Source organism: Natronosporangium hydrolyticum, from assembly GCF_016925615.1.
In the GTDB taxonomy this organism is placed as follows: Bacteria; Actinomycetota; Actinomycetes; order Mycobacteriales; family Micromonosporaceae; genus Natronosporangium; species Natronosporangium hydrolyticum.
In genome coordinates this window covers 1087544-1100808 of the sequence record NZ_CP070499.1, presented here as the reverse complement: position 1 = coordinate 1100808, position 13265 = coordinate 1087544, and the positions used below count along the sequence as shown (strand labels likewise).

The window sequence follows — 13265 nt, the reverse complement described above, 5'->3', positions numbered from 1 at the left end:
GTGACCCCTGCCCGCCCGTCAGCGCGGCGCGTCGACCGGCCGCAGCAACCAGGACCGCTGCTGCTCCGCATGGTTGGTCTGGGTCCTGAGGACGGCTGCGCCCTCACCGTCGGCGTCGCTGACCAGGTTCGCGGCGCCGGTCGCGTTGGTGCCCAGGTTGCTCGCCCGGACGCCGAGCTGCTGCAGGTTCGGGCGCAACCCCCACCGGCCGTCGGCCAGCCGGTGTCGTCCGATGGTTTGATCAACCATAACGCTGGCGCGCAACCTGCCAGGGCGCCCACGAGCCTAGCTCCGGCCGGGCACCCCCGCCGGGGTGAAGATCCGGCAGACTTGACGCCGTGACTCGTTACCTCGCCGCGATCGACCAGGGCACCACCTCCTCGCGTTGCCTCGTCTTCGACTCCGACGGCCGAATCATCGCCGCCGACCAGGCCGAGCACGAGCAGTTCTTTCCGCAACCGGGCTGGGTCGAACACGACCCAGCCGAGATCTGGCACCGGGTGCAGCGAGTCACCCGGTCCGCACTGGACCAGGCCGGCCTGTCCCGGGCCGACCTGGCGGCGGTCGGGATCACCAATCAACGGGAGACCACCCTGCTCTGGGACGCGCAGACCGGTGAGCCGGTCGGTAACGCGATCGTCTGGCAGGACATGCGCACCGACCAGTTGATCCGTCGACTCGCGCGGGAGCACCCGGAGCAGTGGTGGCGGGAACGCTGCGGTCTGCCGCTGGCGACCTACTTCGCCGGCCCCAAGCTACGGTGGCGCTTCGAGCAGGACCCGGTGCTGCACCGCCGCGCCGAAGCCGGCGAGCTGCGATTCGGCACCATCGACGCGTGGCTGATCTGGCAACTCACCGGCGAACACGTCACCGACGTCAGCAACGCCAGCCGGACCATGCTGATGAATTTGGCCACGCTCGACTGGGACGACGAACTCCTCACCGCGATGGGCGTACCGCGGGGGTTGCTGCCGCGGATCGTGCCGTCGTCGCAGGTGTACGGCGAGGCGACGGGGGTGCTCGCCGGCGTCCCGGTGGCCGGGGCGCTCGGCGACCAACAGGCGGCGCTGTTCGGCCAGACCTGTTTCAACCCCGGCGAGGGCAAATGCACCTACGGCACCGGGTCGTTCCTGCTGATGAACACCGGGACCGCCCCGGTAACGAGTCGACACGGGCTGCTCACCACGGTCGGGTACCAGATCGGCAGTGAGCCGCCGGTCTACGCTCTGGAAGGTTCGATCGCTATCACCGGCGCGCTGATCCAGTGGCTCCGCGACAAGCTCGGCATCATCGAGCACGCGGCGCAGATCAACGAGTTGGCCGAGAGCGTCACCGACAACGGCGGCTGCTACATCGTGCCGGCCTTCTCCGGCCTGTTCGCCCCGCACTGGCGCCCGGACGCGCGCGGGGTGATCGCCGGCCTGACCTCCTACGTGAGCAAGGGCCATCTCGCCCGGGCCGCACTGGAGTCGACCGCGTGGCAGGTCGCCGACATCGTCGCCGCCATGAACCAGGAGTCCGACCTCGACCTGACCATGTTGAAGGTCGACGGTGGGATGACCGCCAGCGAGCTGCTGCTACAGATCCAGGCGGACCTGATCGACGCGCCGGTCGTCCGGCCGACCGTGACCGAAACCACCGGCCTCGGCGCTGCGTACGCCGCCGGTCTCGCGGTGGGCTTCTGGCCGGACCTGGCGACTCTACGGGAGAAGTGGCAGCCGGATCGGCGCTGGGAGCCGACCATGTCGGCGACCGAGCGGGAGGCGGCCCGGGCCCAATGGCGCAAGGCGGTCACCCGTTCCCTCGACTGGGCCTGACGCTGCGCGCTAACGGCTGGTCCGACCCCGAGCGGTCAGTCGTCCACCTCGGTCAGCACCACCGTGATGGTCTGGGTGGTCCCGCCCCTCCGGTACTCAAGCTCGATCGGCTCGTCCACCTCGGCCGCTTGCACGGCGGAGACCAGGTCACCATCGTCGGTGATCGCCCGGTCACCGATTCGGATGACCACGTCGCCGGGCTCCAACCCGGCGGCGTCGGCCGGGCTACCCGGCGTGACGTCACCGATCACCGCGCCGCCGTCCTCGGCCGGACCGACCGCCACCCCGAGAAAGGCGTGGCGGACCTCCTCACCCTGCAGCAGCCGCTCGGCCACATCGGTCGCCCGGTTACTCGGCACCGCGAACCCGAGCCCGATGAAGCCTCCCTGGCGGTCTTCCACCGCGATCGCGGTGTTGATCCCGACCACTTCGCCGGCCAGATTGACCAACGCCCCGCCGGAGTTACCACGGTTGATCGCCGCATCGGTCTGCACCAGCCCGGACAGGGTCGGCGCATCGGGGTCTTCCGGCCGCAGCGTCCGGTCCAGGGCGCTGACGATCCCCTGGGTAACCGACCCCTCGTAACCGAGCGGGCTGCCCAACGCCAGCACCGTGTCGCCGACCAGGACGTCGTCGCTCTCCCCGAACCTGGCCGGCGTCAACCCGCTGGCGTCGCTGACCTGAACCACCGCGATATCGCTGCGGCGGTCGGCGCCGACCACGGTGGCCTCGCCGGTCTCACCGTTGCTGAACCGCACCTGCACCTGGCCGTCCGGCGACGGCTCCACCACATGGGCGTTGGTCAGGATGACCCCGTCCTCCGACATGATCACCCCGGATCCGCCGAACCTCCCCACCTGGATCGAGACCACACTGGGCTGGACATCGGAGGCGATACCCGCCAGCGAGGAGTAATCCAGCTGCGGCCCGTCCACCACGCGGACACTCTCCGGGGCGGTCCCGCGACCCTCCAACGCCTGTGAATACAAGGCGGCACCGGCGATGCCCCCGCCCACCGCGGAGATCACCATGAGCGCTCCGATCAGGACGATCGAGGTCATCGACCGGCCTGGGTCCTGCCGCACCGGCCCCGGCCAGCTGCTGGCCTCGCCGCTCGGGGCAGCCCACGGATCCGGGTAGGCAGCCGACAGCGTGGGCCCGTCACCGGTCGCCGGGGCGGGCCCGGCCGGCTCCCCCCACGGCTCGGTCGGGCGCTGCCAGTGCCAGTCACGGTCGTCGCTCATCTACGCCACCCTTCCACAGCGCTAGCACCGCGCCGGTTCACCCAGTGGACCCGGCCGCATCCGACGCTATCGGATTCCCTTCGTCGCGCCACAGCGGCAACCGAACCCGAAACGTCGCGCCACCGCCGGGAGTCTCGTCAATCTCGACCGTCCCCTGATGCGCCGCCACCAACGCCGCCACGATCGCCAGTCCCAGCCCGGTGCCGCCCGCCCCGGTCGCAGCCGGGCGGGCCGGCCGTTGCCCCCCGTTCGCCGGCCGTGACCGGGCCGAATCCAGCCGGTAGAACCGCTCGAAGACTCGCGCCCGCTGTTCCTCGGAGAGTCCGGGGCCCTGATCGGCCACCTCGATCACGGCGTGGTCGGCCACCGCCCGCAGCCGCACCGATACCGGCGCCCCGCTCGGCGTGTGGGTCGTCGCGTTGTTCAGCAGGTTGCTCATCACCTGCCGCAGCCGGGCGTCGTCACCGCGTACCACCAACGGTTCGTCGGCGCCCTCGACCACCAACTCGATCACTCGCTCCGGGTCGATCGCCCGAGCGGCCTGCACCGTGTCGGCGACGATCACGGGCAGCTCCACCGGCGCCAACGCGAGCGGTCGTTCCTGGTCCAGTCGCGCCAACAGCAGCAGATCCTCCACCAGCAACCCCATCCGAGCCGCCTCGTCTTCGATCCGCCGCACCAACCGGCTCGCCTCAGCCGGTGAGTTCACCGCCGCTGCCTGCCGGTAGAGCTCGGCGAAGCCGCGGATCGTGGTCAACGGCGTACGCAATTCGTGGGACGCGTCAGCGACGAACTGCCGCATCCGGGCCTCGGACGCGGCACGGGCCGCGAACGCGGTTTCGATCTGCCCGAGCATGGTGTTGAGCGCCCGGGCCACCCGACCGAGCTCGGTGTGCGGCGTCACCGGCGGTGGTTCCGGCTCCGGCACCCGCTGGCTGAGATCGCCCGCGGCGATCGCGCCGGCCGTCCGTTCGATCTCCCGCAACGGCCGTAGGCTACCGCGCACCGCCACCACCCCCACTCCGGCCAGCAGCGCCAGCACCGCGGCGCCCACCACGACCTCGGTCCAGACCAACCGGGAGACCGCGTTGTCGGCGTCCGACAGGTCCTGCGCCACCGTGAGCACGGTTCCGCCGGGAAAGATGGTCACCACCGCCCGCCACCGAGGACCCCCGCCAACCGCGGTGACGGTGTACGGGTCGCCGGCCAATTCCTGCGCCTGCGCCAAATCGGCCGGCAGCGGCGGCAACTCGTCGTCGTCGTACCGGCGGTCGTGCGCCGTAACCCGCGCCGTACTGGGCAGCAACCAATCGATCAGGTAGTCGGTGGGCAGCACCGGGATGTGCGGCGCCACCTCGGCCAGGCTCTGGGTCTGCGCCCGCTGCACGGTCTCCGCCAACTGCACGTCGACCCGATTGGTCAGGTAGGCCCGCAGCGCCACGGTGCTGGCGGTACTGATGACCACCAGCGCCGCGGTCACCAACGCCAGCACGGCAGCGACCAGCTTGACCCGCAGCGGGGTCCGGCGGAGCAGCCCGGTCATGCCGCGATCAACTCGGCTTGCGCAGCACGTACCCGACCCCACGCAGGGTATGGATCAGCCGCGGCTCGACGGTGTCCACCTTGCGCCGCAGATAGGAGATGTACGACTCGACGATGTTGTCGTCGCCCCGGAAGTCGTAGTTCCACACATGATCGAGGATCTGCGCCTTCGACAGCACCCGGTTGGCGTTGAGCATCAGGTAACGCAACAGCTTGAACTCGGTCGGCGACAGCCCGACCCGCTCGCCGCCGCGATAGACCTCGTGGCTCTCCTCATCAAGCTCCAGGTCGGCGAAGCTGAGCCGCGGCGACGTCTGCGCACCGGCGCTACGGCGCAACACCGCCCGGATCCGCGCGGTGAGTTCTTCCAGACTGAACGGCTTGGTGACGTAGTCGTCGCCGCCGAGGGTAAGCCCGCGAATCTTGTCGTCGGTGGTGTCCCGGGCGGTGAGGAAGACCACCGGGAACCGGGCCCCTTCGGCCCGCATCAGCTTGATCACCTCGAACCCGTCCAGGTCCGGCAGCATCACATCGAGCACCACCAGGTCCGGCTGACTGCGCAACGCGCTCGTGACGCCCTCGCTGCCGGTGCTGGCGGTCGCGACCTCGAAGCCTGCGAACCGCAGACTCGCCGAAAGCAGCTCCAGGATGTTCGGGTCGTCCTCCACGACCAGCAGTCGCGCCTCCACCTGCCGGGTCATGCTCCAATCATCGCTCGCTCGGCTGAACGCCGCCTGCATCTCCGCTGACAACCGGCTGACCGCCCGGTACGGGTATCGTAGCCGCATGATCATCGGACGGCGATTCAACGGTCCGCCCGACTCCGGCAACGGCGGCTACACCGCGGGCCTGATCGCCGCCGAGGTACCCGTCGAGGCCGGGATGGTGCCCCAGGTGACGCTGCGCCGGCCGCCGCCGCTGGAGACCGAGCTTCGGCTGCGACCCGGAACACCGACGCTCGCCGTCCTCGCCGGCGACGACCTCATCGCCGAGGCGACGCCGGTCGCTCCCGCCGACCCGACCACCGCCCCCGCGCCGGTCAGCTGGGACGACGCCCAGGCAGCGGCCGACGCGTACCCGGGCTTCGCCCACCACCCGTTTCCCACCTGTTACGTGTGCGGACCGCGCCGCCCGGAGCACGACGGCCTGAATATCTTCCCGGGGCGGCTGGCCGACGGACGCACCGCTGCGACCTGGCGGGTGCCGCCGGCCGGCGTCGACCCGGTGACCGTGTGGGCGGCCCTGGACTGCCCCGGCGGTTGGGCGGTCCTCTCCCCCGCCCGCCCGTACGTCCTGGGCCGGATCGCCGCGCAGATCACCCGCCTGCCCACGCCCGGGGAGCAGTGCGTGGTCACCGGCGCGACCCGCGAGCAGGTGGGGCGCAAGGCTCAGGTGCGGACGGCGCTGTACGGCGCCGGCCCGGGGCAGCCGCTCCTGGCCCACGCCGCCGCCACCTGGATCGCGCTGTAGCGCCACCGCCGCCGCGCTTTCACCGCTGTGAGACGCTGGCAGCGAATTCAGGAGGAGTGACAATGTCCGACGCACAGATCGTCGTCTCCGGCCTGACCAAGGTATACCGCACAGTCCGGGCCGTGGACGACTTGTCGTTCGCGATCGAGCCCGGCCGAGTGACCGGTTTCCTCGGTCCGAACGGAGCCGGCAAGACCACCACCCTACGGATGCTGCTGAACCTGGTGACCCCCACCGCTGGCGAGGCCACCATCGGCGGGCGCCGCTACGCCGACCTGGAACAGCCGCTCCGGCACGTCGGGGCAGTCCTCGAGGCGTCAAGCGCGCACCGGGGGCGCACCGGCCGCAACCATCTGCGGGTCATCTGCGCCGCTGCCGGCCTGCCTCCGCAACGGGTCGACGAGGTGCTCTCGCTAGTGGGGCTCACGCCCGCGGGCAAGCGCAAGTTCAAGGGCTACTCGATGGGGATGAAACAGCGACTCGGGATCGCCGCCGCGATGCTCGGCGACCCCGATGTGCTGATCCTCGACGAGCCGGCGAACGGGCTCGACCCGGAAGGCATCCGGTGGATGCGGGACCTGCTCAAGAAACTGGCATCGGAGGGGCGGACGGTCCTGGTCTCCAGCCACCTGCTCTCAGAGATGCAGCTGCTCGCCGACGACGTGGTGATCATCGCCGCCGGCAAGCTGGTCACGCAGGGGACCATGGGCGCCGTCGTGGACGGACTCGCCGACGCCGCCCGGATCCGGGTCAAGACCCCCAACCCGGAGCAGCTGACCTCGGCGCTTGCCGACGCGACGGTCGCCACCGCCGACGGCGACGAGCTGATCCTCACCGGGGTCACCGCACCGGAGGTGGGCGCCGCGGCGCTGCGCGCCGGCGTCGAGCTACATGAGCTGGTCACCGACAAGCCCGACCTGGAGCGGGTGTTCCTGGAGCTGACCGCGGGGAAGGCGGGGATCCGATGAGCACGGCCACAACAGTGACGCCGACCCCCTCCCTCGGCGGCGGTCGCCCCGCCCGGTTCCGGCTGTTCCGCAGCGAGCTGCTCAAGCTGAGCACCACCAACACCTGGTGGTGGTTCGCGCTGGGCGCGCTCGCGTGGACCGGGATCGCGTTGGCGTTCAACATCTGGCTCGCCGCCACCGCGCTGGACGACCCGGCGATGTTCGGCACGGAGGGTGACTACGCCAACCCCGTCTACCACGCCGGAAACATCTACACCTCGGGCCAGTTCCTTGGGTTGATGTTCGTGATGCTGATCGGCATCGTGATGGTCGCGAGCGAATATCATCACCAGACCGCGACCACCACCTACCTCACCACGCCGCACCGCACCACGGTCATCCTGAGCAAATCGGTCACCGCGGTGTTGATCGCCTTCGTCTTCTGGGCGATCACCTCGGCGATCGCGATCGGGGTGGGGGCGTTGTTCTTCGCCGGGCGGCCGGAAGGGCTGCTCCTCGGCGACAGTGAGGTGCAGCGGACGATCTGGCTGAACCTAGCCGCGTACCTGGTCTGGGCGATCTTCGGAATCGCGATCGGCACGCTGATCACGAACCTGCTCGCCGCCACCATCACCGCCGCGCTGGCGTACCTGATCGGCACCCAGCTGGTGTCGTTGGCGTTCATGCTGCTGTCGATGCTGCTCGAAAACGAGACGGTGCTGGAGTTCCAGGTGCTCGTCCCGTCTATCGCTTCCCAGGTGATGACCACCGGGGGTGAGGGCGTGCCGGGGACCCCCGCGTGGTGGGTCGGGGCGCTGGTACTGCTCGCCTACACGGTGGTCGCTGGCGCCATCGGCGTAGTGATCAACCGGAAACGGGACATTTCGTAACGCAACGCCTATTCCGTACCGGAGGCCCGATCATGTCACACCATGATCGGGCCTCCCTGCTCCCCACATCCGGCCGACACGGCGTAGCCTGGGGACGGGACTCTAACTTTGGTCCCACCCGACGAGCGATCTCGAAAGAGGCGAACAGTAGGCCGTGTCAGCGCCACAGACGTCGCAGGATAATCCGCTAGCAGGATTCGGCCCGAACGAGTGGATCGTCGAAGATATGTACCAGCGCTACCTCGCCGACCCGGCGAGCGTAGATAGCGCTTGGCACGAGTTCTTCGCGGACTACCAACCCGCGGCCCCGACCGCCACCGAGAGTGACCGAACCGCCGACCGCGCAGCAGCGGGCGACGAGTCGGCGGAGGCCAAAGCTCCCGCCGCCGAAGGCCCCCCGAAAGGCCAGCCCCCGCCACCGGCGCAGGCCGCCGGCGGGCAGGCCACCACCGCGCCGTCGGCCGCCCCGGCCGGGCAGAGCGCGGCATCGGGCAAGGCCCCGCCGAAGCCGGCCGGTGACACCGGCCCGCAGGCCCGGCCGCCACGGTGGGCCGAGTCGAAGTCACCGGATGGCGGGCCGACCACGCCCGCCCGCTCGGGCGACGGCGCCAAGAGCACCCCGGCAGCCGACAGCCCACCCGAGCAGCCGGCCGAAGAGCCGACCCAAACCCCGCTACGCGGCGTAGCCGCCCGGATCGCCCAAAACATGGACCAGTCGCTGACCATCCCCACCGCGACCAGCGTCCGCGCGATCCCGGCGAAGCTCGCCGCCGACAACCGCATAGTGATCAACAATCACCTCTCGCGCGGCCGCGGCGGCAAGGTCAGCTTCACGCACATCATCGGGTACGCACTGGTCAAGGCGCTCGCCTGGCATCCGGGGATGAACAACTCCTACGGCACCGCCGACAACGGCAAGCCGGCACTGGTCTCCCCGCCACACGTCAACCTCGGCCTCGCCATCGACCTCGCCCGGCCGGACGGCTCCCGGACCCTGGTCGTGCCGAACATAAAGGCCGCCGAGGTCATGGACTTCCGGCAGTTCTGGCAGGCGTACGAGGACGTGGTCCGCCGCGCCCGTCGCAATGAGTTGACCATCGCCGACTACAACGGCACCACGCTCACGTTGACCAATCCCGGCGGGATCGGCACAATCCACTCCCAGCCCCGGCTGATGGCCGGGCAGGGCACGATCATCGGCGTCGGCGCGATCGAGTACCCCGCGCCGTACCAGGGCATGTCCGAGGAGACGCTGGCCGACCTCGCGGTCAGCAAGATCGTCACGCTCACCTCCACCTACGATCACCGGATCATCCAGGGCGCCCAGTCCGGGGAGTTCCTCCGCACCGTCCACGAACTCCTCCTCGGCGAGCACGGTTTCTACGACGAGATCTTCACCGCGCTGCGGATCCCCTACGAGCCGGTCCGCTGGACCACCGACCACCGGATCAGCACCGAAGGCCAGATCGACAAGAACGCCCTGGTCATCGAGTTGATCCGGGCCTACCGGGTGCGCGGCCACCTGATGGCCGACACCAACCCGCTCGGTTTCGAGATCCGCCAGCACCCTGACCTGGACATCCTCGAACACGGCCTCACCCTGTGGGACCTGGACCGGATCTTCCCGGTCGGCGGTTTCGCCGGCAAGCAGACCATGAAGCTGCGCGACATCCTCGGGGTGCTGCGCGACTCCTACTGCCGCCGGATCGGCGTCGAGTACATGCACATCCAGGACCCGGAGGAGCGGCGCTGGATCGCCGACCGGGTCGAACACCGCTACGAGAAGCCCGCCACCGAGGCCCAGAAGCACATCCTGAATCGGCTCAACGCCGCCGAAGCGTTCGAGACCTTCCTTCAGACAAAGTACGTGGGGCAGAAGCGGTTCTCGCTCGAGGGCGCCGAATCGCTGATCCCGCTGCTGGACGAGGTGCTGCAGGCGGCCGCCGCGGCCTCGCTGGACGAGGTCGTCATCGGCATGGCACACCGCGGCCGGCTCAACGTCCTCGCCAATATCGTCGGCAAGCCGTACGAGCAGATCTTCTCCGAGTTCGAGGGTCACATCGACCCGAGCTCAACCCAGGGCTCCGGCGACGTCAAATACCACCTCGGCATGACCGGCAAATACACCACCCCGGCCGGCGACGAGGCCACCACCGTGTCGTTGGTGGCCAACCCGTCGCACCTGGAGGCGGTGGATCCGGTCCTCGAAGGCATCGTGCGGGCCAAGCAGGACCGGCTCGACCTCGGGCTCGAGGGCTACACGGTGTTGCCGCTACTGGTCCACGGCGACGCCGCCTTCGCCGGCCAGGGCGTGGTCGCGGAGACCCTGAACCTCTCCCAACTGCGCGGCTACCGCACCGGCGGCACCGTCCACGTGGTCGTCAACAACCAGGTCGGTTACACGACCGCGCCGCACTACGCTCGGTCGTCGCTCTACTGCACCGACGTCGCCCGGATGATCCAGGCACCGATCTTCCACGTCAACGGCGACGACCCGGAGGCGGTGGCCCGGGTCGCCCGGCTGGCCTTCCAGTACCGACAGGCCTTCAACAAAGACGTCCTGATCGACCTGATCTGCTACCGCCGGCGGGGCCACAACGAGGGCGACGACCCGTCTATGAGCAACCCCCGGATGTATCAGATCATCGACGGCAAGCGTTCGGTTCGCAAGCTCTACACCGAGGAGCTCATCGGCCGGGGCGACATCACAGTCGACGAGGCCGAGGAGCAGCTGCGTGACTACCAGCAGCAGCTGGAACGGGTCTTCAAAGCCACCCGGGACGCCGCCGCACCAACCACACCCCGGATCAGCCGACCCGCCGAGCCGGAGTCGGAGCCGCCGGTGCAGACCGCCGCACCCGAATCGGCGATCCAGGCGATCGGCGACGCCCACTTGGCGCTGCCCGAGGGCTTCACCCCCCACAAGCGGGTGGGTCAGCTCCTCAAGCGCCGACAGGCGATGGCCCACGAAGGCCAGATCAACTGGGCCTTCGGCGAGCTGCTGGCGTTCGGCACCCTGCTCTCCGAGGGCGTCACGGTGCGCCTCTGCGGGCAGGACAGCCGCCGCGGCACCTTCGTGCAACGACATGCGGTGGTGATGGACGCCGAGACGGGGGCAGAGTTCGCCCCGCTCGCCAGCGTCGCCGCCGAAGGAGCCCGGTTCTTCGCCCACGACTCGCTACTATCCGAGTTCGCCGCGGTCGGTTTCGAGTACGGCTACTCGGTCGAGGAGCCGGGCGCGCTGGTGCTGTGGGAGGCCCAGTTCGGTGACTTCGCGAACGGTGCGCAGGTGGTCGCGGACGAGTTCCTCGCCTCCGGCGAACGCAAATGGGGTCAACGTTCAGCGGTGACGATCCTGCTTCCGCACGGACACGAGGGCCAGGGCCCCGACCACACCTCCGGCCGGCCGGAACGCTGGCTACAGATGGCCGCCGAAGACAATCTCCGGCTGGCCAACCCGACGACTCCGGCGAACTACTTCCACCTGCTCCGCCGGCAGGCGCTCTCCAGCAAGCGGAAGCCGCTGGTGGTCTTCACGCCGAAGTCGCTACTGCGGCACAAAGACTGCGTCTCCCCGGTCGCCGACTTCACCACCGGCACCTTCCAGCCAGTCCTGGCCGACCCGGCGGTCACCGACCCGGCGGCGATCAAGCGGGTCCTCCTCTGCACCGGCAAGGTCTACTACGACCTGGCCGAGGCGCGGACCGCCCGCGGTATCACTGACACCGCCATCATCCGGTTGGAGCAGCTCTACCCGCTCCCCATCGCGGAGGTACAGGCGGCGCTCGCCGCCTACCCCGGCGCGGAGGATGTCGCCTGGGTGCAGGAAGAACCCGCCAACCAGGGTGCCTGGTCGTTCATCGCCCTGAACCTGCTCGAACACCTCGACGGGGTCCGACTACGGCGCATCTCCCGGCCCGCTGCGGCCGCCTCCGGTGCCGGCTCCACCAAAGTCCACGAGCTGGAACAGTCGGCCCTGCTGGAAGCGGCGTTGCCGGCCAAGCCGGGCAGCTAGACAGCCCGTCGCGGGGCCCACCGACCAGCTCGGTGGGCCCCGCGACCACGTAAGGAGCAGCAATGTACTTCACCGATCGCGGCATCGAGGAGCTCGAACAACGGCGCGGCGACGAAGCGGTGTCGCTGAACTGGGTCGCTGAACGGCTCCGCGACTTCGTTGACCAGAACCCCGAGTTCGAGACCCCGATCGAACGGCTCGCCACCTGGCTCGCCCGCCTCGACGATGAGGACGAGTAACCCGTCGAGCGGCGCACGGAGGCCGCAGACGTCGACTCGTCAGCCGGGTTGATCCAGCGGGACGCTAACTGGCGGTGTGGTCGAGCACCAGCTTGCCGAACACCTCGCCGCTCGCCAACCGAGCGAACGCCGACCGCGCCTCCGGGAACGGAAAGACGGTGTCCACCACGGGGCGGATCTTCGACCCGGCCATCAGCTCCAGCAACTCCGACAACTCGGTTCGAGTGCCCATGGTCGAGCCCAGCAACTGCTGTTGCAGGAAGAAAATCCGCCGCAGGTCGACGGTGGCCGCGTGGCCGGAGGTCGCCCCGCTCACCACAATCCGGCCACCGGGCTTGGTGGACTTGATCGAATGCTCGAGGGTAGCCGCCCCCACGGTCTCGATCACAACATCCACCCGCTCCGGCAACCGGGCACCCGGCTCGACGGTGATCGCGCCCAGCTCAGCCACCCGCTCCCGCTTCTCCGGGTCGCGGCTACTCCCATACACCCGTGCGCCCAACGCCTGGGCCAGCACCACCGCGGCGGTCGCGACCCCGCCACCAGCACCAACCACCAAGACGGCCTGATCCGGGCCGACACCGCCCCGGGTGGTCAGCATGCGGTAGGCGGTGAGCCATGCGGTCGGCGCACAAGCAGCCTCCGGAAAGCTCAACCCAGCCGGCTTCGGCAGCAGATTCTGCGCCGGCACCACCACCCGGTCCGCCATTGTGCCCTGATAATGCTCGGAGAGCAGACTCCGGCGCGGATCGAGGGTTTCGTCGCCTCGAACCGGCGAGCCGATGACCGCATGAACCACGACCTCATTGCCGTGCTCGTCCACGCCGGCGGCATCACAGCCAAGGATCATCGGAAGCTCAGCTTCGGCCAGCCCAACTCCCCGCAGCGACCACAGATCGTGGTGGTTCAGGGAACTCGCCCGCACCTCCACCGTCACCCAGTCAGGCGCCGGCAGCACCGGCTCGGGCCGTTCACCCACGACCAACCCAGCTAGCGGGTCATCGGGATGAAAGGCGGACGCAAAGACAGCACGCATACCGAACGGTAACAGGGCAGGCAGGCACAAAAAAGTGGGGGAGATACCCGGAAACCGGGTACCTC

The 13265-nt window shown here is 69.4% G+C and carries 11 protein-coding genes; 6 read left to right on the top strand and 5 right to left on the bottom strand.

From position 1 onward, the window contains the following. Window positions 1–18: 18 nt before the first annotated feature. Complete coding sequence (locus JQS43_RS05100; protein WP_239677898.1) at window positions 19–249, bottom strand: hypothetical protein; 231 nt, start codon at window positions 247–249, stop codon at window positions 19–21. An 89-nt stretch (window positions 250–338) separates the two neighbouring features. Between JQS43_RS05100 and glpK the strand changes: the two genes are divergently transcribed. After that, window positions 339–1817: a glycerol kinase GlpK gene (glpK, locus tag JQS43_RS05095; RefSeq protein WP_239677897.1), complete on the top strand. Its 1479-nt coding sequence runs from the start codon at window positions 339–341 to the stop codon at window positions 1815–1817. 35 nt (window positions 1818–1852) lie between these two features. Here the strand turns inward: glpK and JQS43_RS05090 are convergent, their stop codons facing one another. The 3 genes from JQS43_RS05090 to JQS43_RS05080 are packed head-to-tail and all read right to left on the bottom strand — an operon-like array spanning window position 1853 to window position 5304. Then, a complete protein-coding gene (locus JQS43_RS05090) occupies window positions 1853–3061 on the bottom strand; it encodes a S1C family serine protease (RefSeq protein ID WP_239677896.1) in 1209 nt (402 codons plus the stop codon). A gap of 37 nt (window positions 3062–3098) precedes the next feature. Beyond that, on the bottom strand, window positions 3099–4604 hold the full coding sequence (locus JQS43_RS05085) for a HAMP domain-containing sensor histidine kinase (RefSeq protein WP_239677895.1): 1506 nt from the start codon (window positions 4602–4604) through the stop codon (window positions 3099–3101). A 7-nt stretch (window positions 4605–4611) separates the two neighbouring features. Continuing rightward, the gene (locus JQS43_RS05080; RefSeq protein ID WP_239677894.1) at window positions 4612–5304 is read right to left on the bottom strand and encodes a response regulator transcription factor; all 693 of its coding nucleotides are present in this window, start codon (window positions 5302–5304) and stop codon (window positions 4612–4614) included. Window positions 5305–5389: 85 nt separating this feature from the next. Here JQS43_RS05080 and JQS43_RS05075 point away from each other — a divergent pair, with 85 nt between their 5' ends. The 5 genes from JQS43_RS05075 (at window position 5390) to JQS43_RS05055 (ending at window position 12164) form a co-directional block, all read left to right on the top strand. After that, a complete protein-coding gene (locus tag JQS43_RS05075; RefSeq protein ID WP_239677893.1) occupies window positions 5390–6073 on the top strand; it encodes a hypothetical protein in 684 nt (227 codons plus the stop codon). A gap of 62 nt (window positions 6074–6135) precedes the next feature. Beyond that, entirely contained in the window at window positions 6136–7041 is a 906-nt protein-coding gene (locus JQS43_RS05070; protein ID WP_239677892.1) for an ABC transporter ATP-binding protein, read from the top strand. Beyond that, the gene (locus JQS43_RS05065) at window positions 7038–7910 is read left to right on the top strand and encodes an ABC transporter permease (RefSeq protein ID WP_239677891.1); all 873 of its coding nucleotides are present in this window, start codon (window positions 7038–7040) and stop codon (window positions 7908–7910) included. The genes JQS43_RS05070 and JQS43_RS05065 overlap by 4 nt, the downstream gene beginning before the upstream one ends. Before the next feature lie 154 nt (window positions 7911–8064). Further along, window positions 8065–11925, top strand: a complete 3861-nt coding sequence (locus tag JQS43_RS05060; protein WP_239677890.1) for a multifunctional oxoglutarate decarboxylase/oxoglutarate dehydrogenase thiamine pyrophosphate-binding subunit/dihydrolipoyllysine-residue succinyltransferase subunit — start codon at window positions 8065–8067, stop codon at window positions 11923–11925. 62 nt (window positions 11926–11987) lie between these two features. Beyond that, a complete protein-coding gene (locus tag JQS43_RS05055) occupies window positions 11988–12164 on the top strand; it encodes a DUF6104 family protein (RefSeq protein WP_239677889.1) in 177 nt (58 codons plus the stop codon). Between the two features lie 64 nt (window positions 12165–12228). Here the strand turns inward: JQS43_RS05055 and JQS43_RS05050 are convergent, their stop codons facing one another. Further along, complete coding sequence (locus JQS43_RS05050) at window positions 12229–13200, bottom strand: zinc-binding dehydrogenase (RefSeq protein ID WP_239677888.1); 972 nt, start codon at window positions 13198–13200, stop codon at window positions 12229–12231. Window positions 13201–13265: the final 65 nt, after the last annotated feature.

Bases quoted from the DNA above. Each gene is read 5' to 3' on its own strand.
- JQS43_RS05075 (WP_239677893.1), top strand. From the start codon at position 5,390: ATGATCATCGGACGGCGATTCAACGGTCCGCCCGACTCCGGCAACGGC.
- JQS43_RS05050 (WP_239677888.1), bottom strand. From the start codon at position 13,200: ATGCGTGCTGTCTTTGCGTCCGCCTTTCATCCCGATGACCCGCTAGCT.
- JQS43_RS05080 (WP_239677894.1), bottom strand. From the start codon at position 5,304: ATGACCCGGCAGGTGGAGGCGCGACTGCTGGTCGTGGAGGACGACCCG.
- JQS43_RS05085 (WP_239677895.1), bottom strand. From the start codon at position 4,604: ATGACCGGGCTGCTCCGCCGGACCCCGCTGCGGGTCAAGCTGGTCGCT.
- JQS43_RS05100 (WP_239677898.1), bottom strand. From the start codon at position 249: ATGGTTGATCAAACCATCGGACGACACCGGCTGGCCGACGGCCGGTGG.
- JQS43_RS05070 (WP_239677892.1), top strand. From the start codon at position 6,136: ATGTCCGACGCACAGATCGTCGTCTCCGGCCTGACCAAGGTATACCGC.
- JQS43_RS05055 (WP_239677889.1), top strand. From the start codon at position 11,988: ATGTACTTCACCGATCGCGGCATCGAGGAGCTCGAACAACGGCGCGGC.
- JQS43_RS05065 (WP_239677891.1), top strand. From the start codon at position 7,038: ATGAGCACGGCCACAACAGTGACGCCGACCCCCTCCCTCGGCGGCGGT.
- JQS43_RS05090 (WP_239677896.1), bottom strand. From the start codon at position 3,061: ATGAGCGACGACCGTGACTGGCACTGGCAGCGCCCGACCGAGCCGTGG.